Below are 24,471 nucleotides of genomic sequence, written 5' to 3'. Positions count from 1 at the left end.
CCACGACTCGCGCCGCATTGCCTCATCATTGCAGTGACTTAATGTCTTTAAGCACTTCCGCCAAATCACGTTCTATGCGGTAGTTAGCCGCCAACCGGTATTCCCCGCCAGCCGGCACCTCGACCACGTCCAGGTCGGCATTGGCGGTTTCGACACAAACAAAGCGCTCATAGTCGTCGTCTTTCAGATCGCCCATTTCGGCCGAGATTTTCGCCCACGGATTCCACACCACGGCGGTCTTGCTGCCCCTTGATAGAATGCGAATGCGCCGGCCGAGAGACGCGTCTTCGATTACCAGTTCGCGTGCCGCATTGCGGTAGATGCGATCGACTTCCCGATCGATCGTGACCGCTCCCGTCTGAACCTTCACAATGCCGTTGTCGGTTTTATCGACGTACTCGGCTCCTTCCAGCCCTGCTATCGCCACCTGTTCTATATCCCCGATCTTGAAGTAAGTGTGCAACGCCTGCGTGATGGATACTGGCTGGGCCGTTTTGTTGCGCGTTACCAGTTCCAGCGCTAGCGACTCGCCGACAGTGATTTCCAGTGACAGGTCGAATAAATGCGGCCAGATGGACCTTGTTTCCGGCGAGTCGGTGAGACCCAGCGTAACCTCGCAGTCGCCATCCGCATTTATCCCGGTTTTCGTGACGTTCCAGAAGCGGGTTCGGACAAAGCCATGCGCGGGCCGACCCTGTTGTTCGGGGTCGGGCCCGAACCACGGCCAGCAGATGGGCGCGCCGCCTTTTATCCCTTTTCCCGCCTGGTAGTAGGCGGCTTCGCTGAGAAACATCAGATTGTGCGATTCGTTTGCCGGCTGATATGACAGAACCTGGCCTGCGTATACCGAGATCACGGCGGTAGCCCTGTCATTATCGATTTTAATGAATGGGAGACCGCCCGCACCCTCCATAAATTTGATGTGATCGGCAATTCCAAAATCGGTGTTCAATTTTTCAATATTCATATTTTTCTTTCCGGGTTCTTCCTGATCGGTAGCATCGCAAATCATCATAGCATGCCATATTCCGCGGGGAAAAGCCCACCCCTGCAATTACCAGGTTCAGATACCAGCCCCAGATACCAGCCCGGTAATCCCCCGGGGGTGCGGACCCCTCAGCGGAGCAAAACCAGTCTCGGTATGGCATCGTTCCCAGCCCATACGATCGCATTCTGGCTGAACTCCCGGCCGAGTGCGCGCGCCGCATCGAGATCCAGGCCGAGCACGAGGAAACTCTTCTCTTCAGGCCATGTTCCTGCCAGGTCGCCCCCCGCTCCCGCGAATACCCGGCCTTCGCCCCAGGCCAGTTGCCCCAATCTGCCTGCGAGGCGCGCGCTCGCGGCCCGATTTGCCTCGAAAGTTTGCAACGTCCCCAACGGGTTGCAAGCAGTGACAAACGCCGCGCAATGATGACCTGACGTCGCAAAAAGCCGTGCCAGCGGTTCGGAATGCTGATCGATGCGCAAGACGAACGGCTCGCAACTGCTCGCCACCCGGTAGTTGGCAGATCGGTAAGCAGCGATGAGCTGGTCAGAAACACGGGACTGCGGCAAAAGAAACCTCAGGCATGGAAATCGGTCCAGCGCAAGTGTAACGGATGTGCATGCGGACAAGAATCACCGCAAAGTCCGTGATAACAAACGGGGTGCTTTGAGAACCGGTTGTTCGAGAACCCGTACCTTCGTCCAATTTTCAAAACCCGCACGATCCGTAACATAGCGCCACGTTACTGCCCAGGGCCCTGGTCAGCACGGGAAGACCCGAACACAACCTCCTTGCAGAAACGCGGGGGGTTCATTACCGGTAATACGCGGGTATTTCGTATTCTTTTCCCAAACTCACCCATTATCTCCGGCGAGTAGCATTGCGCGGACGGTTCAGCGATCGAGTTTTGATTAGGAGAGTAATGATACAGCCCGTTAAAGACACGGCGCTTGCGAAGGATAGGACAGTTCGGACCCCGGCCGATGCGCGCAGCGCTCGCATGCAAGCCGCAATTCGGGAGTTCCTGCATAAACGCCTGCAACTAAAACTGGATGATGTCCAGAAACGGAAAACAAAACTCAAGGGCGGACAGGCAGATAAAGCGCGGGAGTTGGAGCTCAAGCGCAACAAAGAAATAGCCCGGCATCAGCTGGAAGAATGGATCGCGGATGCGGCGCTGCGAGCCTCGCGAATCGAGCAGGCGACACACATATTGAAGCTGACGCACCCCCAGGCGAAAGGCACGAATTTGCTGGCCCTGGGCAACAAGGCGATCGCGGACACGTATGTTGGTACCCATACTATCGGAACGGACCTCAGGCTGGATGTGATCGGAGACGCTGCTGCGCTTGATGTTGCCGCATTCTTGAGCTTGGGCGTCGATGGCAAGTCGTTGTTGGATTACGCAATTGGCCGGGATCCGGATTTGGCTGCTGCGTTTTGCGCAGACAGGCAGCAGACGGAAAAATGGATGGGGGCATTCGCTAAGCTGGCGCAGCCGAGGAGCCGACCGGCGTCCCATAAGTTCGCGAAACAGGTTTACTGGCCTTTGGCGGAAGATGGCAAACAGAGCGGCAAAGTGAAATACCACCTTTTGGCGCCGCTGTTTTCCACTTCGATCGCACATTATGTATGGAAAATAATAGAAGAGGACCGGTTCTCAGTGGATGCGCAAAACGCCCGCGCGGCGCGCAGAACGCGAACTGCCTATCCTCACGGGTACCGCACCTACCCTGATCTGGCGATACAGCGAGTGGGCGGCGCCAATCCCCAGAATGCGGGCCAGCTCAATATGGAGCGTAACGGGAAAAATTACCTGCTCCCGTCTCTACCCCCGGCGTGGCGCGCCGAGCGCGCGCAATCCCCCCTATACGTGAACAGCATTTTCGATCATCTGTTCGGCAACCGAACGCGGGTGCGCCGAGCGCTAGGGGCATTCCAGGAGTGGCGGGAGGGCGTCGTTGCCGCTGTCGACAGTGCCCCCGCCCGACGCATGAGAATGGGTGTAGCGCGCGAGTTGCACGATGAACTGCTGCAATTCGCAGCCGAATTGCACGAGGTTAAGCCGGGCTGGAGTCTGGACCCTGGCTGCCAACTGAATCCGGAGGAGCAATGCTGGCTGGATCCGCGACGAGCGGACTCAGACGAAAGCTTTGCCGCCTTCTGCCGTACGAACGGCTGGGAGGACAGTGTTTGCGCCCGCTATGAGAATTGGCTGAGCACCCGCCTGGACGTGCCGGCGGTGCTACGGAGTCAAACCGAAGCCGCGCATTGGGCTTCTTTTCTGAACGAGGAACTGCATATGATACGCATCGAGCTGAGCCGGCATGACTGACCTTGTCAGGAAGGCCGCCGCCCTCGTGCTTTTGCCAAACCTGTGCGTGCAGAACGCAAACGCAATTTCCAGCCCGCTCAGCTGGGGTTTTCCCTCCCCTACCGCCTTTACCGGCTTTGCTCATGCATTGCAGCGGAAAGCGATGGAACGCGGAATATCCGCTTGCTTCCAGGAAGGGTTCGGGGGCGTCGGGATCATTTGCCACGATTTTCAGCCGCAGGTCTCCTGGTCGTCAGGGGATCGCGCGCACGTATTTCACCTTACGCGCAATCCGGGGGAAAAAGACGGCCGCGCCCCCGCCATGGTGGAGGAAGGCCGCGCACACATGGAGGTCAGCCTGGTCATCGCGGTAAAGGATCGGCTCTCCGCTGGCGAGGGGGAGCGATTTGCCGAAGAGCTTTTCCATATCGCGCAGGGCATGCGCCTGGCCGGGGGCAGTCTGTTGCCGCCGCCGGCCCCCAAAAAGATGCCGATGCGGAGGTGGTGGCCGCTGGGGGACGGCCCGCAGGGTCAGGTTGAACCATTACGCGGCTTGCGCCGCCATCTGTTGCCGGGTTTCGCTCTGGTGCAGCGCAACGACTTGCTGATCGAACATCTCGCCGAGATGAGAGCCCGGCAGGCGGGCAGCGGAGCGACGCCCAATATGCTGGATGCGTTACTGGATTTTTCGCGCTTGAATATCGAGCCCGGGTTGCCTCGCGCCGGGTCAGGCGATGAGGTGCGGTGGGACGTGCGCAGAAAACCAGGATGGTTGGTGCCGCTGCCTATAGGTTACAGCGTCCTGTCCCCTATTTATGCGAACACGGAAGTTCAAAACACGCGTGACGGCATCACACCGTTCGGTTTCGCCGAGAGCCTTTATTCGCTTGGCGAATGGATCAGTCCAAATCGCGTGGAAAACCTGGATCAGCTGCTCTGGCATACCGAATCCCAGCCAGAAAACGGAATTTATTGCTGCGTCAACCGTTATTCCAGCTATCTCGATACGAGGAATCGCAAAGGGGAAAATGAATTGTGCTGAAAACCGCCTCGGTACTTGCCTTTGAACGCAAACTGGACCCCTCGGACGCCCTTTTTTCCTCGGGACGGTGGGACGACCGGGAGAACGGCAGCGCGTGGCCCGCCGTGATGGTCAGGGAAAAATCCGTTCGTGGTACGATTTCGCATCGGCTTTCAATAAAGGACCAGGACCCGTCGAAGCTCGATGCCTCGATTCAATCTCCAAACTTGCAGGCAGTGGATGTCGCTACCCTGCCCAATGTCCACGATACGTTGCGCGTGCGCTTCACGCTGCGCGTTCTGGACGGCGCAGGCGTTCCCGCCGCATGCAACAGCGTTGATTACCAGGGGAGATTGAACGCTATCGTGGCGCACTATGCGAGCAAGATCGGCTTCGCCGAGCTCGCCCGCCGCTATGCGCATAACCTCGCCAACGGTCGTTTCCTCTGGCGTAACCGGATCGGCGCGGAACAGGTGGAGGTGCACGTCCGGCATCTGGTTCATGATGAAACCAATCATGAAACCAACGGCCGCTGGACCTTCAATGGCCGTCATCTCTCCCTCAGGAATTTCGATGCGCCCGCAGACATGGCGCCCGCCTTGCAAGGATTGGCGCAAGTAATCGAGCAGGGGCTTTCGGGCAGAGCCGTATTGCTGGAGGTGTCTGCCTATGCGCGTGTCGGGGACGGCCAGGAAGTGTACCCGTCCCAGGAGTTGATCCTCGATCGCGGGAATAAAAAAGGGCGGAAAAGCAAGACGCTCTATTCCGTTGCATCGGTGGCGGCCCTCCATAGCCAAAAAATCGGTAACGCCCTGCGGACCATTGATACCTGGTATCCCGATGGCGATGGCTCTGATCTGGGGCCGATCGCGATTGAGCCGTATGGCTCGGTTACCACGCAGGGGAAGGCGTACCGACAGCCGAAAATGAAAGCCGATTTCTATACCCTGCTGAGCGAGTGGGTGCTTAACGCGCATCCGCCAGCCCGTGACAACCAGCATTTCGTGATGGCGATGCTGATCCGTGGCGGCGTGTTTGGCGAAAAGGATTCATGAACAGGTATCTTGAAATCAAGCTGCTGCCCGACCCCGATTTTTCGTCCGGGATATTGATGAATGCGCTTTTCAGTCGTCTACATCTGGCCCTGGCAGCACAGCGCGAAGTTAATATCGGGATCAGTTTCCCCGACTGGAAACCGAACGGCCTCACGCTTGGGGCACGCTTGCGCCTGCACGGCAAGGGTGGCGATCTGGAGAAAATAATGCAGCGAGAATGGACCGGAGGGGTGCAGGACCACGCTACCATCGGGGCAATCACGGAGGTACCCGCTCATGCCGGTCACCGGGTGGTGCGGCGGGTCCAGGCAAAAAGCAATCCCGAACGCGAGCGGCGACGGCTGATGCGCCGGAAAAACATCAGCGCCGAGGCCGCGCGCGAGATCATACCCGACAGCACCGCGCAACGGCTAAAACTGCCCTGTCTTATCCTGACCAGCCGAAGCACGGGACAACAGTTCCGCCTCTTCATCGAACATCTGCCGCTCCAGGAACAGGCCGTCGAGGGGACGTTTGGTGCCTACGGATTCAGCCCGACCGCGACTGTGCCCTGGTTTTAGCATGGCGGGAGGAGTGGCGTAATGCGGGATTGCGGCGTACGCCACAGTGCCCGCCGAGGCAAACCGGGAAACGTTGGAGAGTTGCTGCAGTTCAGGTGAAAATCACTGCCGGAAAGGCAGTTCAGAAATTAAGGAAATTGATGATAAGCTGGATAGCAAGTCACTGCCGGAAAGGCAGCCAAGCCCACAACTCATACAGAAAAAATACCGGATTTAATATGAAAAATCAATCCATTAAATAGGATTGTTCGAGCTCTGTATCAAGCAATCACTCACGTTGCTTTCCGGATCATACTTCGCGCCCCAGCGTAATAACTCCAGAATGGCCGGCGACAGGTCCAGCCCTTTATCGGTGAGGGTATAAATGATCCTGCGCGCATTGCCCGGATCGCGCTGCCGCGAAACGATATTGCACTCTTCCAGTTTCTTCAACCGGTCAGAAAGTATATTGGAGGCGATTTTCTCCGGCGACTCCAGGAAATCCTGAAAGTATCGCTTTTGCATAAACAGAATATCGCGAATAACCAGCAAGGTCCACTTGTCGCCCAGTATATCGAGCGCGCAACTGACCGGGCAGGAGGAACGCTTGGTCTGATCTGGTTTACCCACTTTACCTCGGCTGATTATTTTGGTTGCAACGTGCAATTAATCGATTATACTTGCATTATGCAACGATAAACGAGGAGAGTAAACTCCTCTTTCACCTGTTGCCTAAGGTTGGTTTCACGCAAAGTATTTTTGGCCGCGGCATTAGAAATGAAACGAGCGGCCCATGCTATAGAAAAAATTCATCCCACATTTCGCTTTACCCGTGACTTATATTGGGAAGACGTTATGGCGCTGCTGATGTTAAAGTCCGAAATTCCCTTCCACTATCAGCGACCCGCGGACCCCCTCGTGGAGCATGTACAGACATGAGTATCAGGCGCGACGGTACGGAATATAAATCAAGAGGAGTAATCGAATGATGATCAAACAAGCGATACAGGCCGGTGTATTGGCTCTTGTCCTTGTCTCAGCTTTTTACAGCGGTGGAGTCGCGGCACATGGCAAAGTAGCCATGGAGGAGGACACATGCGTGCGCCGCCTTGGGGACAACAGCCTGGTGCATTTGAGCGCCTATCAGCCTCAATATGAGCCCGCCGATCAGTATTGCACGGAGATACCCAAGCAGGGCAATACCTATCTGGTGGTCGATCTCGTAGACCCGGCGCTGCGCGACATACCTATTGGCGTCAGGGTCGTCAGAGGGACTAACGAAACCGAAGACGAGACGGTGACATACTTGCGCCCGAGCTATCATCCCGATGGCGTGATCAAGGGGGAGACCAGCCTGGACAAGGGACTGTACACGGTTTTTATCACCGGCGATTCCGTGCCGCCGGTGCGTTATGAGTACTCGTTGCGCGTAGAAATGATCAATTACGCAAAAACGTTCCGTTCCGCGGTCGGGCCACTGATCGCCCTATTGTTGTTGAGCTTGCTCGCGTACAAGATCATGCAGTCGAAACGCATACAGCAGTGGCGGTCGTCGCGGCACTCGTAGTTGGGCTATTATTTCCTTATTCGCAAAGCCAGGTTACCTGTCCGTGATGTCCTGATCTCACGGGCTCCTGGCTCTGCGGGGTCCGCTGACTCATGCATGGGCTCATTTTTCGGAAGGGGCAGCCCCGCCGGGCTGCAATACCGCTAAAGCATCGGGCTAGCGCGGCCGTTGCGGCGCCCCTCCCTCCCCCTTCCCCGTCTTCATCCCGCTTCCGCTCGTCACCTTCCCCGCAACGGTGCATGGCGTACAACAGTTCCATTGTTCCAAGCAGCAAAAACTTCTCCGGCCGCTGAAGCCGTACTGGTTTGCCGTCGATTGGGCGAGGACGGGATATGAACGCGACGTGCGAAGCGGAGAGCACAAATTTCTTCCTTACATGAAACTGTAACAGGAAAAGAGCATAATGAGCTATGGCGCTTGCGCGTCCCGCTCCGCCCCGGGTTTCGGACAGCTATTCAATCATGACTTGAGGGAAAAAATGTTAACAACACCAAACCTTCGGCTACTCAGCGTCGCAGCCGCGCTTACCGGCCTCATCATCACCGGCGGCGGCGCGGCCAGCATTGCACGCGCGGAAACGATTATCGCGATTGATGGTTCCAGTACCATGCACCCCATCACGGAGGCGGTAGCGGAAAATTTCCAGAAAGAGAAGAAAGGCGCCGTCAACGTTACGGTTGGTATCTCCGGCACTGGCGGCGGCTTCTCGAAATTCTGTCAAGGTAAAATCGATATCGCCAATGCGTCGCGCCCTATCCAGCGAAATGAAATCAAGGCCTGCAATAACGCCGGGATACAGTACGTCGAGCTGCCGGTGGCATTCGATCCGATAACGGTCGTGGTGAATCCCGCGAATAACTGGATCAAAACCACGACTGTGGCCGAACTGAAGAAGATGTGGGCGCCAGCTGCTGAGGGCAAGATAACCCGGTGGAGCCAGGTAAATCCGGCATGGCCTGATGAAACCTTCCGGCTCTACGGGGCTGGCACAGATTCGGGCACCTTTGATTACTTTACCCGGGCCATTGTCGGTAAGGCCCAGGCCAGCCGGCGCGACTTTACCCCTTCAGAGGATGACAACGTGTTGGTGCAGGGCGTGGCTGGCGACAAGAATGCTCTGGGCTTCTTTGGTTACGGATATTACAAACAGAATGAGGATAAGCTCAGAGCGGTTGCGATCGATAATGGAAGGGGCGAAGGGGTGCTCCCATCCGCCGAGACGGTGGAGGATGGAACGTATCAGCCGCTATCCCGCCCCATCTTCATTTACGTGAATATCAAGGCGGCAGAGAAACCGGAGATCAAAGAGTTTGTCGAGTTCTATATGAAGAATGCCTCTGCGGCGGTGAGGGAAGTGAAATATATCCCCTTGCCGCCCCGGGCCTATAGCAAGAATCTAGAGTTCTTCAAGACCAAGCGGGTGGGTACGGTATTCGATGGCTTTCTGCCAGTGGGGCTTACCATCGACGATCTGCTGCGGCGAGAACGCTTGAAAGGGATGCTCGATGATGACATGGGCTTCATGATGGACGACATGCTCTGGCGGGAAGCCCGTCTCCATCTTTACCGGTAGCTCGTAACAGGACAGGGAACAGGACAGGGGCGCGCAGGCATCATATGCGGATAGCCTGCTGATGGCTAGGGCCAGCCAGAGTCGCATATGGGAGCGGTACTAGTGCCCGGCTTTACGCGACCGTCTTGGCCGCACCATCGCAGCCAGCCCAACACCCAATAATGCCAGGGACGCGGGCTCCGGCACAGAGGCAGCCTGGGTGAAAGAGGAGGATGAGTCGGTCATGAGCATCAGGTTGGTTCCATCAATACCATTGATGTTTCCCACCGTGTTGGCATCACATTCCCTTCCGCCAAGGGTATTGGGACCGACTCCATCGATCAGCATGTTTGCCCCATTTTTGAAGCAGGAAGATGGATCAGTTCGGGAAAATGGCAAGTCAAGCACGGTCTGGAAATGCAAGCCCAGTCCTGGGTTGAATCCCTCCGGAAAATACGCCATATCGACGTGATTTATAATGACTGCGAGCGTGCCATTCCCTCTCGCAGCGATGCTGTCCACCTCAGGATAGTTATCACTACCGGATGTGTCAAGATTCCCGGGCTGAACCCTAAGCGCTGAGATTGCTGTTTGCCCGATCGAAGCGTCAATCGTGCCCGACAGTGCGAGCCCCGCATCGGGATTGGTGGCGTCCGGTCCATAGCCGGTCCCGTTGCCAGAGTTGGCGTTGGGTGTTGGATCGAAATATAGCCTGAAGAAATTCTCGCCGCCGCCAATCGTATCCAGTACCACACTGTTCCCAACGGTTGAGACCACCTGCTCCCGATAGCCTGCGATAAATGTCCATGGGCTGGGAGAAGAAATACCAATGCTGACTCCCTTGCTATCCTCAAACCGGGCTAGCGACGCATGGGTGTAGCGCTGGAACACGTCGCCGAGAGGGTGGGTAAATATAGACGCGCTACCGACCGGTGTTATCAGGGAGTTGCCGGGCGCCCAACCCAAGCGTCTTACATCCACGGCAGGACCAAGCCCGGCACCATCCGGGTCAACGGCGATTGCATGCGCTGCGCCAGCCAGCATCAGCAGCAGCGTTGCGGACAGGAGTTCATGTTGTCGTTTCATTTCCCGTTTGCGGATTGATTGCAGCTCAGCAAGCTTAGCCCCGGCACTCAAGCTGGTCTGTTCGATGAGCCACATAACGGGGATTTGTTGCATACAGGTCCGCAATGCGCTTGCGCTGCCTCTCCCGGATATATCCCTCCGCGGCCAGACGGCGGACAGCCTCCTGATCGGTCAGGCCGTTGATCGAAGGGGTGGCGAGTGCGTTTTTCACGAGCGTTCGGCACTGATGCATGGGCTTGAGGTGGACTGCTGTGATGCGGAGATAATGAACCAGGCTGGCTGCTGGCTAACCTGTCTGCAGCAATTCAAGCGTTACTTCATTCTGGCATACCCCGTCGCGCTCGAAGGCGCTGATGTTATGCAGGGTGGTATGCGTGATGCTGGAGAGCGCTTCAGCAGTAAAAAATCCCTGGTGACCGGTAATCAGCACGTTGGGAAAAGTCAGCAAGCGCTGGAACACATCATCCTGTATGACCTGATCGGACAAATCCTGAAAGAACAGGTCACCTTCCTGTTCGTACACATCCAGGCCGAGGGAGCCGATTTTTCCGGATTTCAACCCTGCAACGACGGCCCAGGTGTCTATCGTCGCGCCACGGCTTGTATTGATCAGCATGACTCCATCTTTCATGCGTCCCACCGCTTCTGCCCCGATCAGGTGATGCGTTTGGGGCGTCAGCGGACAATGTAGAGTAACGATATCGCTCTCGGCGTAGAGCTTTTCCAGCGGGACGTATTCCACGCCAAGTTGGACGCACTCGGTGTTTCGATACGGGTCGCAGGCGATGAGGCGGCAGCCGAAACCGTGCAAAATGCACGCCACCGCGGCCCCGATGCGGCCCGTGCCGATGATGCCGACGGTCTTGCCCCGTAGTTCAAAGCCGAGCAACCCCTGCAACGCGAAATTTCCATTGCGCACGCGGTTGTATGCCTGGGGAAGATGCCGGTTGAGCGCCAGTATCAACCCCACGCTATGCTCGGCTACGGAGTGCGGCGAGTAGGCGGGCACCCGCACCACGTGCAGCCCCAGGTTGGCGGCGACCTGGATGTCCACGTTATTGAAGCCCGCACAGCGCAACGCGATCAGCCGGGTGCCCTGCCCCGCCAGCGTTTCGAGCACGGCGGCATCGAGCGTGTCGTTCACGAACACGCAAACAGCGGGAAAGCCGGCAACGATCTGCCGCGTTTCCCTGTTCAGGCGGGAATCGAAGAATACCAGCTCATGAGCAAAGTCACGGTTGGCGGACAACAAGAATTCACGGTCATACGCTTGTGCGCTGCATACAGCTACTTTCATGGGCTCTCCTTGAACAGTCCCTACCGTCCCGCGGCGGCCAAGCCAGCTTGAAAATCGGCGTCTCATGCCTTAAACCCAAATTAGGGGGAGGAATGGTATAGGGCAACCTCACTTTAGCACCTGGTGGGCAGGTGGACCTGCCGCGGCTTAATGCTCGGCCGGGCCGCCTCCTCGGCTAAGTGCCGTGGCCGTCGGGCAAATATCTCACAACTATGACTCGGTCTCATGATCAACCTTCCTAAAACTGATCGGGCGCAGCGATCCGGCAATAGCGGTCCGGTTCCCGCTCCCGCCGGCATTCGGGGATGGTTCAGCATTCCCGAGCGCGAACAGTCGCGAGGGGAAGAAATTGCGAACAGCATCAGCCATGGCGTCGCGCTGATTGCCGCGCTCGCGGGGATCCCTTTTCTCATCGTTCATGCGGCAACGCACGGCGACACCGGATTCATGGTCGGTGTGTATCTTTTCTCCGCAACGATAATCATCCTCTACCTCTCCTCCACGCTCTATCACGCGCTGCCCACGGGCACCGCCAAGCGTCTCTTTCGCGTGATCGAGCATTGCGCCATTTTTCTTCTCATCGCCGGGTCATACGCGCCATTCGCGCTGGGCGTACTTCGAGGCGCGTGGGGCTGGATGCTGTTGGGGATGGTGTGGTGCCTTGCCTTGGCTGGGGTTGCAATGGAGGTTTTCGGAAAGAGGACGCATCCGCTGCTCTCCACCGGCCTTTATCTGCTGATGGGGTGGCTGGCCGTGATCGCAATCGACCCCCTGTTTGAAAAGATTCCGGCGCCTGGCCTGCTGTGGCTGTTTGCGGGAGGTCTGGCATACACCGGCGGCGTGGCGTTTTTCCTGACCGATTCGCGCCTGCGATACGGCCACCTGATCTGGCATCTTTTCGTGATTGCCGGAACGACCTGCCATTACTTCGCGGTGCTCTGGTATGCCGGCTACACGCCGGCCAACTGAAATATATCGAGCCGAACTCTCCTCTTTTCCTTATGGCTAGATCCTGCTGACAACAGCGCACTGACTAGATGGACGCTCGTGTAGGAGGGGCAACTACAGAGTCGAAGGAACAGAAGGCTCGGCAAGGAGCATGACGAGGATGCCAGCAGCCTTTTGCTCCCTGCGCATTCCTGATAGTACTGTCAAGTGTCCACCAGCACTTATTCACACAAGTATTCCTGCAACGGCGAGGACTGAAATTCACGATGAAACCCACTGCGAGGAATTAAAATTCGACGGTAGTTTCACTCGGGAGCTGACCTGAAAGTGCGTTTGCGCCGCAGAAGCGCCGAGGGCCGGCTTGATCTCAGCTCTTGATTAAGTAGTTCCCGGGCATCTACGGTTGACGCGGCGCCAGGCAACGCAATGCGATGCGTGGATCTGGTTTTTACACTTTGCAATCGGGAGCGGCAGATCGGACAGTTCTCCACGCTATCCCAACTGAATTGATTGCCTGCTTTTTAATCCCGCGTCTCCATCTGGAGGGCTTCCTTCTGTCACCGGTCACTTCGCCTGCTCCGCCATGCGCCGATGGGCTTTTGCAATTTCCATGTTTTTCTCCGCGGCGTCCTCGTAGTCGCGAATCAGGGCCCGGGAATGTTCTTTCAGGTCTTCAGTTTGCCGCCCATAGTAGGCCGCATGTAAAACGTACTCCGCTAGTTCTCGTTTTTCGGCGTCAGCTTTCGCCTGTAGGGATTTCGCCGTCTCTTCGTAATGCGTGGCCAATGCAATGTGATCAGCGCTGGTTTTTGCGGCTTGCTGGGGGCGAGTCATGTCCATCGGATGGGGGTCCTTGTGCGCGCATGAGACGAGCAAGCCGAGGGCGGCGAGGACGGCCAAAACGGTACGGGATTTCATTTTTTGTCTCCCTTTTGAGTTGTATGAAAAATAATAATAACATTACCATTGGTAACAGTATTTCCTAATTTTGATACAAGCAGTAATAACGCAGGACTGCACAATCGTATTCATACGCGGGTTCTGAAACGCATCCACCCGGCCACTCGGAGTGGTTAGCCGCGCCTGAGGTGGTCGACGTCATGGTCTGTTCACGCCCTTATTTTGCCCATATTGGTTATTTTTCCCGTACCGGAAGCTCGAAAACACTTCTTTCCGGGAAAAATCGTGTATTATTTTTAATACGAATCATTTCTGTTTAGACTCGTTATAAATCGCACGCACTGTACGGTGCAAGCGATTGTTACCGTTGAGTTTATCTGTCGATTGGATGCCGGTCAGCCCAAGCCCAGCCGGGCTAGCCTGCCAGATTTTTCACTTTGTCTCGCCAATTTTTTTGAGCGTGAGGACTGCCCGCTGCTAACGCGTCTCCATTTCCCGTGCTACTCCAACCGCTGCCATCTGTGTGATGGTGCAGACGGAGTATGCCGGCTGGGACCGCGTGTTCCGGTTTTCCGGATCAGCCGGTAAACATCTGGTTACACGTGGGTGCAGGGTATGAGATGCCGAGGTGTCTCGCCAATGGACCCTCGCCTCTTTTTTGCAAGTTTTTTCATTCACCCTGGAGGAGAGAAAATGAAACCATTCCAAACAAACAAGGCGTCAGCATGGCTGTTAGCCGCCACGCTCGCCGGTGCTGGCCCTGTCCATGCGACGGCATACACGCAGACCAACCTGGTCGCCAGCACGGACGCTTATGGAGCGAGCATAGTCGATCCAACCCTTATCAATGCGTGGGGCATTGCGATTCGCCCCGCCGGATTCGGTGGCCACTTCTGGGTCGAAAGCGCCGGTGCCGGGACGTCCAACCAATTTGTCGGCGATGTGGGTGGAAAGCCGCTTTACTCGGACAACCTGCGGCTCGTGACGGTCCCGGGCCCGTCCAACCCGCCGGTCGTAACCCAGGGGACGCCGACGGGCGTGGTATTCAATCCCGGCCAGCAGTTCACTATTACGCAAGGATCAATTACCGCGCCGGCAAAGTTTCTTTTCGTAACTGACAGCGGCACCATTTCCGCGTGGACGGAACGTAAGAACCCTGATGGCAGCTTTGACTGGCCTGCCTACGCCAAGCTCATGGTCGATCGTTCCGCCTCCGATGCGCATTACTTCGGCCTAGCGATGGGACCCGGCAACGATCGCATCCACGTGGCCAATTTTGGTCCCAACGCCGGCATCCAGAGCTTCGATAGCAGTTTTGCCGAGGTCAGCAAAGCGGGCGCCTTCGCCAGCCCTTTCTCCGCCTCCGGAACGCCGAAGCCTGGCGATTACGCGCCCTTCAATATCCAGGCGTTGACCGGCCCGGACGGGCCCAGCCTGTTCGTGCCTTATGCCATGACGCAGGAAGATCCTGCCAAGCCTGGACAGATCCTGGCGGCGGAAGAAGTCGCCGGGACGGGCCTGGGACGCTTGGCGCAATTCGATGCCTCGGGTGCCCTGATGCATACGTGGGATGATCGCGGCCTGTTGAACGCCCCGTGGGGCGTCGCGTTCGCTCCGGAAGGCTTTGGCGAGTACAGTGGAAAGCTGCTGGTGGGCAATTTCGGCGACGGCACTATCGTGGCATTCGACCCCACCACTCATACCGCGATTGACTACCTGCGCAACGCACAGGGGCAACCTATCTCGATCGAAGGCTTATGGGGCTTGCAATTCGGTAATGGCGCGAGCCTGGGCATGTCAGATGCAATGTATTTCGCGGCGGGACCGCGCGATGAGACTGAGGGGCTTTTCGGCCGCATACAGGCGGCGCCGATTCCCGAGCCGGAAACCTGGGCGCTGTATGTCGCCGGACTCGCCCTTCTCGGTTCCATTGCAAGACGGCGTAGGGAGAGCGTTTGAGCATGCGAAGCCCGTTCGGGACAGGGGTCGGCTTAAATGTGGCCCCGGCTCCTGGCCTGAGCCACGTCACAACTTGACGCGGTTGAGCCGCAGCGCGTTGGTGACGACGGATACCGAGCTCATCGCCATAGCGGCGCCTGCAAACATTGGCGACAGAAGCAGCCCGAAAGCGGGGTAAAGCACCCCGGCTGCGAGCGGGATGCCGAGCGCGTTGTAGCCAAACGCGAAAAGGAGGTTCTGGCGGATGTTGCGCATGGTCGCGCGCGACAGCACGATTGCGCGCTCAATGCCGCGCAGGTCGCCTTTGACCAGCGTCACGGTCGCGCTTTCCATCGCCACATCGGTTCCCGTGCCCATGGCGATGCCAACATCGGCTTGCGCCAGCGCGGGCGCGTCGTTGATGCCGTCACCCGCCATCGCCACCTTGCGCCCGTCGGCCTGCAGCAGCTTGACATGGTCAGCCTTGTGCTCCGGCAGCACATCGGCCAGGGCCTCGTCGATGCCGAGCTGCCGGGCTACCGCATCGGCGGTTCGCCGGGAATCGCCTGTGAGCATGACGATGCGCACGCCCAGCCTGCGCAATCCTGCAATCGCTTCGGGCGTGCTTTCCTTGATGGGGTCTGCGACCGCGGCAATGCCGGCGGCCATTCCACCAACAGCAAAGTACACCACCGTTTTTGCCTCCGCACGCCAAGCATCTCCCTGCTCTTCCCAGTGCCGCGTATCGACGCCTTGCTGAGCAAGAAAGTTCCGGCTGCCTACCAGCACGCGCCTGCCGTCGATCTCTGCCTGCACGCCCCAGCCGTTCAGCGCACGAAAATCCTCCACGGCCGCGGGCATAATTCCGCGTGACCTTGCGGCTTCCACGATAGCGTGGCCGATGGGGTGCTCGGATAGCTGCTCAACGCCTGCCACCAATGCGAGCACTTCGTTCTCGCTTACGCCTTGCACAGAGAAATCGGTCATCGCCGGGCGGCCCAGCGTGAGCGTGCCGGTCTTGTCTACCACCACGGTATCGATGTCGCGCATGCGCTCGATCGCTTCCGCGTTTCGGAACAGAATGCCTACGCGCGCGCCCTGCCCCATTGCAACGGTCATGGAAATGGGCGTGGCGAGGCCAAGTGCGCAAGGACAGGCGATGATGAGCACTGAAATGGCGTTGATGAACGCATAGCTGAATTTGGGCTCAGGCCCGAGAAACCACCACGCCAGCGCGGTGACAATCGCAATGGCGATGACGACCTGGACGAAATAGGCTGCGATGACATCGGCGAGGCGCTGTATGGGCGCCCGTGTGCGCTGTGCCTGCCCCACCATATGGACGATGCGCGCCAGTAGGGTTTCCGCGCCTACGCGTTCGGCGCGAATGGTGATCGAACCGTTGCCGTTGACGGTTGCGCCCGTCACCTTGTCCCCTGCGGTCTTCGCCACGGGGACCGGTTCGCCAGTGATCATCGATTCGTCTACCCGGCTCGCGCCCTCAAGCACCACGCCGTCGACCGGGATTTTTTCCCCCGGCTTCACCCGCAGACGGTCGCCCATGGCTACCGTATCGAGCGGCACCTGTTCTTCGGTCCCATCGACTCTCAGGCGCCATGCCTGATTGGGCGCCAGCTTCAGCAGCTGCTGAATGGCGCGGCTGGTCTGGCCCATAGCCCGGCTTTGCAGGAAGTCGCCGAGGATGACAAGCGTCACGATGACTGCCGCCGCTTCGAAATACGTGCCGACCGCACCGTCGTGTTCGCGGAACGCCTGCGGAAACCGGCCGGGCGCCAACACGGCGGCGAGACTGTAAAGATACGCAATTCCTACGCCCAACCCGATCAGCGTGTACATGTTGAGGGCGCGATGCACAAGCGAGAGCCAGAATTTATGCAGAATCAGCTTGCCCGCCCACAGCACGACAGGTGTGCCCAGCAACATTTCAACCCATCCGCGCGCACGCGGCTGCAGTCCAAATGGTTCATGAATGCCGATCATGGGAGCCATCGCTAGCACGACCAGCGGAATCGACAATGCGACGCCAACGCGCAGCCGGCGCGCAAGGTCGCGCGACTCCGAATCGTCGGCTTCGGCTCCCGCGCCCGTGCCTGCGACCGGCACCAGCGCCATGCCGCAGATGGGGCAGTCCCCGGGCGCATCACGCAGGATCTCGGGGTGCATGGGGCACGTCCATTGCGCCTCGGTTGCCGCTGTCCCTATGGTTCCTGTGCTTGGGGCGGAAGCAGCGCCCTGCCTATGCCCGGCATGAGCATGACCATGCGCAGATTCAGCGGCACCGCTATGACCGGCGCGCTGATGAGCATGAGGGGCATGCGAGGAATGACTCGGATCTTGACTCATTTTCCACTCCTGGTCTGCACTGCCCTATTTCCCCCTTGAATAGCTTCGCTTGAACCTCTTCGTGCTTGCCTTTTCCCTGCTCGGGGCGGGAACAGCGATACGCGTGACGCCCAATTATTCTCCTTTTTGTTTATTCGGTCCGTTCGCTACGCCACGAGCCGCGATTAAAGTTGATTGGCACTCTGATCCTGCCTTTATCGGCCGAGCTCGCCTCAAGCTTGTGCTTCAGGTATGAGGGTCGTGGGAGGCGGCGGTGTGGAAAAAGGTTTTGGACTTGGAGGATCTAGCCCAGCCTGTTTTGCAGACTTCAAAGAATCGTCTCTTGCGGATTTTTTTCCGTACTTCATAGTTTATAAAAATAATACAATATAATCCGTTATATATCCATTATATATAATGTCAACTATTTACGTGAAACAATCATGGTCGGGCGCATTATATGTATTCTGATAGTTCGAACAGTGGTTCCGGTATGACAACGATGTTATACGAGTCCCGGTAGCAAATTACGTTGTACTAAACTGCTACACGGAACCTTGCGGTATTGATATGACGTTGAGGTTATAGCAGAACGACAGGAGTTGACGTTAGCATAAACAAGGGAGTTGGGGTTGGGTAGTCGAATGGAAGGCGGACTGGATGCCGAATGGAGGGGTGCCCTCCCCTTGATATCTCGCCGTTCCTGAACGGCGCAACCGGATATCCTTCCTGCCAGGTCACTGGCCTAATCCAGGTTTGCTGTCGGATTCCGTATCCGGGTGCCGACGCGGTGGCGAGGCGCAGCGCTGCTCGAAGCAGGCTCAGCGCTATCTTCTCTGGGGCTCGCCGGCTTTGCGTTATGATGGCGACTCAAATCGCAGGCGCCGGATCAGTGGCGGGATTCGCCATGGCCGTGCCCATGCTGATGCGCGCCGTGCTCTCCTGTTCCGTCTCCTGGCGATGCCATGCCTTCACCTGCGCGGGCTTCCCTGACCCTCTCCTTGTATGCCTGCGGCGTCATTTCGGGCAGTTTTCCGATGAAGGCGACAATACTCCACATCGTGATGTCGTCGTGGGTGCGGCCCCAAGCGGGCATGCCGGTCATCTTGATGCCATGCTTGATGACCCAGAAAGCACGCCCGGGGTCGGTACGGACCCGGGAGAACTCGGGCGGGGCGGGATAAAGTCCCTGCCTTATCTCCGAGTTTTCCATGCCTGGCGCCAAATGACACCCGGTGCACATTGCCTCGTACTGATCGGCTCCCTTCAGAAGCAATTGGGAATCTTCGAGATCGGGAATTACAATATCTTTCGCACGGCGGTCGATCGAACGGTCACGCAGGGTTTCAATGATCTTTGCCGTGATGAACCAGTGAGGCTCGTCAGCGGCGATGTTGTAGTGACCGGAATAAACGTACACTCCGAGGCTGGCCGAAGCTGCCACCGCCGCTACCATCGTGATCAGGAACCATCGTTTGAGGCGGTGCATCGCCCCGGCATTCATCTCAGGCTCCACGCCCCCAACGGCGCATGCTTATAAACAAGGTGTTCCCGGCGGTTATCGAGGCGTGGATGCGGTAGATGCGGTAGATCGTCCTGCTTCAGTTTTATCTTCATAGCTTGGCCTGCAAAACCGTGCCTCAAAGGGCGAACAGGCTTCAAAGCCCACTTATCAGCGCAGCTTTTCCTCGCCCATCAATTCATCTTAGGTCATGCTGCGCGTATTTGAGCAACTTTTATCGAAGCTGTCCGACGCCCCTGTTATTGAGCTTCTTCCGCCATCTGTCGATGAACTCTCGCCATGCTCGTGTTTGCCTCGGCTGCTCGCTCATAGTTGTTTATCAACGTCCGGCAATGGGCTTTCAGGTCTTGAGCCCGTTTGCCATAATAAGGATGGCTTTCATATTCTTCGAGTTCCTTTTCATGCTCCTGGGCCCTGCGGCGCATATCGTTCGCTACCCCTTCATAGTGCCGGGCGAGCCTATTATGATCCGCGCTCGTGTTAGCGTTGCGGATGGCGTTGGTCATATCCATGTGGTGGGGATTCATCTGGGCGCAGGAAGCCAATAAAAAAGCTGTCGTAAAAATTGCCCAAAACTTTCCTGTTTTCATGCCTCTCTCCTCGCTGGTTGTTTGAACTATCATGGCTTTTCCTGTTCCCGCCCTAGAGGGCTTCCCTTGACTACTGCATACACGGCGGGAAACACGATCAGCGTCAATACGGTGGCGGACACCATACCACCCACCATGGGGGCGGCAATGCGACGCATCACCTCGGAGCCGGTGCCGCTGCTGAACATGACCGGAAACAGTCCCACCACGCTGCCAACAATAGTCATCATTACCGGGCGTATGCGATGTACCGCGCCTTCGACGATTGCCTCATAAAGGTCAGCGATGGTTACTTTTTCGCCCGTGGCTTTACGGTTTGCCTTGATGCGCGCAAATGCCACATCGAGGAAGGCGAGCATCACCATTCCGGATTCGGCGGCCACCCCGGCGAGTCCGATGAAGCCGACCGCCGCGGCGATGCTCAGGTTGTAATCCAGCAGATACATGAGCCAGATGCCGCCGACGGCCGAGAAAGGCACGGAGAGCATGACGATGAGCGTTTCCGTGAATCGATGGAAGTTTAGATATACCAGCAGAAACACGGTCAGGATCGTGAGGGGCACCACCAGCTTCAGCTTCTCGATGGCGCGTTCCATGTACTCGAACTGGCCGCTCCATGTGGCGTAATATCCAGGGGGAAACTTCACCTGCTCCCGTACTGCCTGCTGCGCATCGGCCACGTAGCCGCCGATGTCGCGGTCGCGGACGTCGACGAAAATATAGGCTGACAGGAGCGCGTTTTCGGTGCGGATGCTGGATGGACCTTTGATGAGCCTGATGCTCGCGAGCTGGCCGAGCGGAATCATGGTCTTGCCCATCGCCGGCACCAGCACCTGGGCGGCGATCGCCTGCGGATCGCTGCGCAGTTCGCGCGGATAGCGCACAGTGACGCCGAACCGTTCTCGGCCTTCGACGGTGGTGGTAACGGTCTCGGCCCCAAGGGCCACCGAAATCACCTGCAGGAGATCGCCGACGGCCAGCCCGTACCGCGCCAGGGCCACGCGGTCAGGTTCGATATCGAGGTAATACCCGCCGGTGGTGCGTTCCCCGTACACGCTGGCAGTGCCCGGCACCGTTCTGACCGCTGACTCGATTTGCCTGGCAAGGATATCGATCTCGCCCAAATCCTTGCCGAACACTTTGACGCCCACGGGCGTCCGTATGCCGGTGGCAAGCATGTCGGTCCGGTTTTTTATCGGCATAGTCCAGGCATTGCTGACGCCGGGTATTTGAAGCGCCTGATCCATTTCCGCGACCAATGCGTCAAGAGTCATTCCCGCCCGCCATTCGCCCGGAGGTTTCAGGTTGATGATGGTCTCGGTCATCTCCAGCGGCGCGGGGTCCGTCGCGGTATTGGCCCGCCCCGCTTTCCCGAACACGGACGCCACCTCGGGAAAGCTTTTGATGATCTTGTCCTGAGTCTGAAGGATTTCCCCCGCCTTGGTCACCGAAATGCCGGGCAGCGTTACGGGCATGAAAAGCAGTGTTCCCTCGTTCAATGCCGGCATGAATTCCGTGCCCAACCTGAGGGCCGGGTAGATGGTTATGCCAAGCACTGCGATTGCCGCGAGAATGATCCCTGTTTTCCATCTCATCACCCATGCTATGACGGGACGGTAGGCCAGAATGAGAACGCGGCCGAATGGGTTATCCTGCTCGTGCGGGATGCGGCCTCGGATCAAGAGCAGTATCAGCGCCGGAACGAGCGTGATGGAGAGGATGGCAGCGCCGGCCATGGCAAAGGTCTTGGTATAGGCGAGCGGCTGAAACATTCGTCCTTCCTGGGCTTCGAGCGTAAATACCGGCAGGAACGATACGGTGATGATCAGCAGACTGAAGAATAATGACGGCCCCACCTCCCTGCAGGCGGCAATCACGGCGGCTGAACGGGAGGCGCTGCCTGTGCCGGGTTCGAGGCGTGCGAGATGCTTGTGCGCATTCTCGACCATGACGATGGCTGCGTCGGTCATTTCCGCGATGGCAAGTGCGATCCCCGCCAAGCTCATGATATTGGAGTTGATGCCGAGCAATCCCATGGCGATGAAGGCGATCAGCACGCCGATGGGGAGCATGATGATCGCCACCAGGGCGCTGCGCACATGCATTAGAAAGACGGCGCATACGAGCGCGATGATGATGATCTGTTCGATAAACACCTCGTTCAGCGTGGCGATGGCGCGGTGGATTAGATCCGAGCGGTTGTAGACGGGCTGGATAGAGACCTCTTCGGGGAGGCCAGGGGCGATTTCCCTGATCCTGTTTTCAACGTTGCGGGTGACGTCCAGCGCATTTTCACCATGGCGGGCGACCACAATGCCTGCGACCACCTCCCCTTCGCCGTCGAGCTCGGCTATGCCCCGCCGCTCGTCGGGAACCAGTTCGACGCGGGCGATGTCCCGCAACAGCACCGGCGTGCCCTTTTCCGCCTTGACGACGAGACTTTCAAGGTCGCCGATGCCGCGAAGGTAGCCTTTGCCGCGAACCACATACTCCGTTTCCGCCATCTCGATCACGCGTCCGCCTACGTCCCGGTTGCTGGCGGCGATGACCTCGGTTACTTTACTGAGCGGTATGCCGTAGGTTTGCAGCCGCCACGGGTCGACCGTAACCTGGTAGCTTCGGACAAAGCCGCCCACGCTCGCCACTTCCGATACTCCATCCGCAGCGGTCAACTGATAACGCAGGTACCAGTCCTGGATTGCCCGCAACTCGTCGAGCGCATGCTGCTTCGCCATGAGAACATACTGATAAACCCATCCCACTCCGGTTGCATCCGGGCCGAGCGACGGCCGCACATTGGCCGGCAGACGGCCCGCCGCAAAGCTGAGATACTCCAGCACGCGGGAACGTGCCCAATAGATATCGGTGCCATCCTCGAAGATGACGTAAATGAAGGAGACGCCGAAATTGGATAAGCCGCGCACCACCCTGGTTTTCGGTACGCTCAGCATGGCGGTAGTGAGCGGAAAGGTCACCTGATCTTCCACAACCTGAGGCGCTTGACCGGGGTATTCGGTGTAAATGATGACCTGCGTGTCGGAAAGGTCGGGGATGGCGTCGATAGGGGTTTTCCACACCGAGTAGGCGCCCAGGGACACGAGGGCAAACACTCCGATCAGCACGAGGAACACGTGCCGCACCGACCATTCGATGACCTTGCCAATCATCGCAGCGCCCCCTGCCCGCCGCTGGCACTCGCAGGGACTTCCGCCTGTTCCCGGGCCGCTTCAATGCGGGCGATTACGTACTCTCCCGCTGATCCCTCGATTATCTCGAAGCCTATCTTCTGGCCTGGTTTCAGGGTCCGCAGCCATGCGGGGTCCTGCACCCGAAAATCCATCACCATCGCAGGCCATGCGAGGCTCGCAATGGGGCCATGGGCGAGCGTTACCGTGGCATGAGCAAAGTCAATTGCCTCGATAATGCCTTCTCCATGATGAGACTGGGGTCGCGCGGCGTCGAGCGAGCCGGCGGAGGCGCGTTGGTCCTCGCCTGGTGTTGAGCCATGGGCTCCATGGACTCGGTCGCCGAAAGCGCTCAACGCCGCCTTGAGGTTGCTCTCGGCGTCGATCAGGAAGTTTGCTTTTACTACCACCCTTTCCCCTTCCTTCAATCCGCCCAGCACTTCGGCATACCCGTCGGCGTGGGGGCCCAGCTTCACCGTTCGCGGCTCATACCGGCCTTCTCCAAGATCAACCAGCACCACCTCTCGCGTGCCGGTATGAAGGACCGCCGAGTCGGGCACGGCGAGGACTTTTTCCCCGGAGGCGGAGGAAACGATCTCCACTCTTCCGTACATGTCAGGCTTGAGCAGCCCTTGCGCGTTGGGCAATTCGATGCGCACCTTCGCGGTCCGCGTCGCCGGGTCTACGGTAGGATAGATGTAGGTGACCTTGCCGTTGAACAGTTTGTCGGGGTAGGCATCGATGCGGATGGTGGCCGTCTGGCCTTTTCGCACCAGGGCAAGATCCTGCTCGAACACGTCCGCAAGCATCCAGATATTGGAGAGATCGGCAATCTGGTACAGGATTTCTCCAGGCATGAAGCGCTGCCCCTGGATCACTTTCTTTTCCAGCACGATGCCCCCCGCAGGTGAGCGCAGTGTCAGGTTCTGGCTGACCCGGCCTTCCTCCTGGACCGCCTCCAGGTCGCTCTCGGATATGTCCCAGTTGCGCAGCCGCTGCAAGGCGCTCTCGCCCAGCCGCTGCATGCCGGCGATGGCGTCCAGGCCCCCATTCCCGACCTGTTCAGTTCCTTTCTTCGCGATTAGATATTCATGCTGCGCGGTCACCAGCTCCGGACTGTATACATCCATCAGCGGGTCACCTCTTTTTACGGTTTGACCCGTGGTGTTGACGTAGAGCCGCTGGATCCAGCCCTCGAATTTTGGCGCGACCGTATACAGGGTTCGCTCGTCCGGTTGTACGGTGGAGACCGCCCTCACCGTGCGGGCAAGCTTGCGTAACGTGACGGCTTCGGTTTTAACCCCAAGCTTCTGTATTTTTTCGGGATTTATCCTTACCGCGGAGTTACTCGCGGATGGTTCTTCACCTGCATAAACCGGGATATAGTCCATGCCCATCGGGTCTTTCTTCGGTACGGGAGAGATATCGGGCAACCCCATCGGGTTGCGGTAGTAAAGAACTTTTAGTTCGGGCGATGAAACCTCGGAGGAAGGGTCTGCAAGAGGTGTTAATCCGGTTTTTCCCAGCCAGAAGCCGGTGACGAGCGCTATTGCCACCAGCGCAACAATGGCAGTTACTTTAATGATTGACTTCACGTGAACTTCGTCATGGTCATGCAAATCCGGAATC

General features: G+C 57.9%; 20 protein-coding genes. 8 read left to right on the top strand and 12 right to left on the bottom strand.

The window, feature by feature from the left end; translation table 11 throughout:
• Positions 1-25: 25 nt before the first annotated feature.
• Together BM022_RS11580 and BM022_RS11575 are read right to left on the bottom strand one after the other, a co-directional pair.
• The gene (locus tag BM022_RS11580; RefSeq protein ID WP_091139539.1) at positions 26-967 is read right to left on the bottom strand and encodes a D-hexose-6-phosphate mutarotase; all 942 of its coding nucleotides are present in this window, start codon (positions 965-967) and stop codon (positions 26-28) included.
• A 149-nt stretch (positions 968-1,116) separates the two neighbouring features.
• Positions 1,117-1,554, bottom strand: coding sequence for a DUF3293 domain-containing protein (locus BM022_RS11575; protein WP_091139456.1), 438 nt, complete (start codon positions 1,552-1,554; stop codon positions 1,117-1,119).
• A gap of 353 nt (positions 1,555-1,907) precedes the next feature.
• Between BM022_RS11575 and csy1 the strand changes: the two genes are divergently transcribed.
• The 4 genes from csy1 to cas6f are packed head-to-tail and all read left to right on the top strand — an operon-like array spanning position 1,908 to position 5,935.
• Positions 1,908-3,320 (top strand): type I-F CRISPR-associated protein Csy1, encoded by a 1,413-nt coding sequence (gene csy1 / locus BM022_RS11570; protein ID WP_091139454.1) that lies wholly within the window; start codon positions 1,908-1,910, stop codon positions 3,318-3,320.
• A complete protein-coding gene (gene csy2 / locus BM022_RS11565) occupies positions 3,313-4,341 on the top strand; it encodes a type I-F CRISPR-associated protein Csy2 (RefSeq protein ID WP_091139452.1) in 1,029 nt (342 codons plus the stop codon). The genes csy1 and csy2 overlap by 8 nt, the downstream gene beginning before the upstream one ends.
• Positions 4,335-5,375, top strand: coding sequence for a type I-F CRISPR-associated protein Csy3 (gene csy3 / locus BM022_RS11560; protein ID WP_218146879.1), 1,041 nt, complete (start codon positions 4,335-4,337; stop codon positions 5,373-5,375). Before csy2 ends, csy3 begins: the two co-directional genes overlap by 7 nt.
• Positions 5,372-5,935 (top strand): type I-F CRISPR-associated endoribonuclease Cas6/Csy4, encoded by a 564-nt coding sequence (gene cas6f / locus BM022_RS11555; protein ID WP_091139449.1) that lies wholly within the window; start codon positions 5,372-5,374, stop codon positions 5,933-5,935. Before csy3 ends, cas6f begins: the two co-directional genes overlap by 4 nt.
• A gap of 234 nt (positions 5,936-6,169) precedes the next feature.
• On the opposite strand, the gene BM022_RS11550 is transcribed toward cas6f, so the two are convergent.
• Positions 6,170-6,544 carry a winged helix-turn-helix transcriptional regulator gene (locus tag BM022_RS11550; protein WP_256209142.1) on the bottom strand — a complete coding sequence of 125 codons (375 nt, stop codon included), beginning with the start codon at positions 6,542-6,544 and terminating at the stop codon, positions 6,170-6,172.
• A gap of 358 nt (positions 6,545-6,902) precedes the next feature.
• On the opposite strand from BM022_RS11550, the gene BM022_RS11540 reads away from it, so the two are divergent.
• Together BM022_RS11540 and BM022_RS11535 are read left to right on the top strand one after the other, a co-directional pair.
• Complete coding sequence (locus tag BM022_RS11540) at positions 6,903-7,481, top strand: hypothetical protein (protein ID WP_091139536.1); 579 nt, start codon at positions 6,903-6,905, stop codon at positions 7,479-7,481.
• A gap of 478 nt (positions 7,482-7,959) precedes the next feature.
• The gene (locus tag BM022_RS11535; protein ID WP_091139534.1) at positions 7,960-9,054 is read left to right on the top strand and encodes a PstS family phosphate ABC transporter substrate-binding protein; all 1,095 of its coding nucleotides are present in this window, start codon (positions 7,960-7,962) and stop codon (positions 9,052-9,054) included.
• Between the two features lie 99 nt (positions 9,055-9,153).
• Here the strand turns inward: BM022_RS11535 and BM022_RS11530 are convergent, their stop codons facing one another.
• The 3 genes from BM022_RS11530 to BM022_RS11525 form a co-directional block, all read right to left on the bottom strand.
• Complete coding sequence (locus BM022_RS11530; RefSeq protein WP_177191709.1) at positions 9,154-10,119, bottom strand: PEP-CTERM sorting domain-containing protein; 966 nt, start codon at positions 10,117-10,119, stop codon at positions 9,154-9,156.
• Between the two features lie 34 nt (positions 10,120-10,153).
• Positions 10,154-10,330, bottom strand: coding sequence for a hypothetical protein (locus BM022_RS15570; RefSeq protein WP_177191708.1), 177 nt, complete (start codon positions 10,328-10,330; stop codon positions 10,154-10,156).
• A gap of 75 nt (positions 10,331-10,405) precedes the next feature.
• Positions 10,406-11,416, bottom strand: coding sequence for a 2-hydroxyacid dehydrogenase (locus BM022_RS11525; RefSeq protein WP_091139444.1), 1,011 nt, complete (start codon positions 11,414-11,416; stop codon positions 10,406-10,408).
• Between the two features lie 225 nt (positions 11,417-11,641).
• Between BM022_RS11525 and BM022_RS11520 the strand changes: the two genes are divergently transcribed.
• Entirely contained in the window at positions 11,642-12,385 is a 744-nt protein-coding gene (locus BM022_RS11520) for a PAQR family membrane homeostasis protein TrhA (protein ID WP_091139442.1), read from the top strand.
• Positions 12,386-12,928: 543 nt separating this feature from the next.
• On the opposite strand, the gene BM022_RS11515 is transcribed toward BM022_RS11520, so the two are convergent.
• Complete coding sequence (locus BM022_RS11515) at positions 12,929-13,282, bottom strand: hypothetical protein (RefSeq protein ID WP_091139440.1); 354 nt, start codon at positions 13,280-13,282, stop codon at positions 12,929-12,931.
• A 675-nt stretch (positions 13,283-13,957) separates the two neighbouring features.
• On the opposite strand from BM022_RS11515, the gene BM022_RS11510 reads away from it, so the two are divergent.
• Positions 13,958-15,223 (top strand): TIGR03118 family protein, encoded by a 1,266-nt coding sequence (locus BM022_RS11510; RefSeq protein ID WP_091139439.1) that lies wholly within the window; start codon positions 13,958-13,960, stop codon positions 15,221-15,223.
• Between the two features lie 66 nt (positions 15,224-15,289).
• On the opposite strand, the gene BM022_RS11505 is transcribed toward BM022_RS11510, so the two are convergent.
• From BM022_RS11505 to BM022_RS11485, 5 genes are all read right to left on the bottom strand, one after another.
• Positions 15,290-17,566: a copper-transporting P-type ATPase gene (locus BM022_RS11505; RefSeq protein ID WP_218146878.1), complete on the bottom strand. Its 2,277-nt coding sequence runs from the start codon at positions 17,564-17,566 to the stop codon at positions 15,290-15,292.
• An 868-nt stretch (positions 17,567-18,434) separates the two neighbouring features.
• Positions 18,435-19,049 carry a c-type cytochrome gene (locus tag BM022_RS11500; RefSeq protein WP_256209141.1) on the bottom strand — a complete coding sequence of 205 codons (615 nt, stop codon included), beginning with the start codon at positions 19,047-19,049 and terminating at the stop codon, positions 18,435-18,437.
• Between the two features lie 257 nt (positions 19,050-19,306).
• Positions 19,307-19,657: a hypothetical protein gene (locus BM022_RS11495; RefSeq protein ID WP_091139531.1), complete on the bottom strand. Its 351-nt coding sequence runs from the start codon at positions 19,655-19,657 to the stop codon at positions 19,307-19,309.
• A 29-nt stretch (positions 19,658-19,686) separates the two neighbouring features.
• The gene (locus tag BM022_RS11490; RefSeq protein ID WP_091139436.1) at positions 19,687-22,824 is read right to left on the bottom strand and encodes an efflux RND transporter permease subunit; all 3,138 of its coding nucleotides are present in this window, start codon (positions 22,822-22,824) and stop codon (positions 19,687-19,689) included.
• The gene (locus BM022_RS11485; RefSeq protein ID WP_091139530.1) at positions 22,821-24,437 is read right to left on the bottom strand and encodes an efflux RND transporter periplasmic adaptor subunit; all 1,617 of its coding nucleotides are present in this window, start codon (positions 24,435-24,437) and stop codon (positions 22,821-22,823) included. The genes BM022_RS11490 and BM022_RS11485 overlap by 4 nt, the downstream gene beginning before the upstream one ends.
• Positions 24,438-24,471 lie beyond the last annotated feature (34 nt).

This window comes from Nitrosospira sp. Nsp14, assembly GCF_900113575.1.
Classification (GTDB): domain Bacteria; phylum Pseudomonadota; class Gammaproteobacteria; order Burkholderiales; family Nitrosomonadaceae; genus Nitrosospira.
The sequence above is the reverse complement of the archived record's forward strand: the minus strand, read 5'-3'. Positions and strand labels throughout refer to the sequence as shown.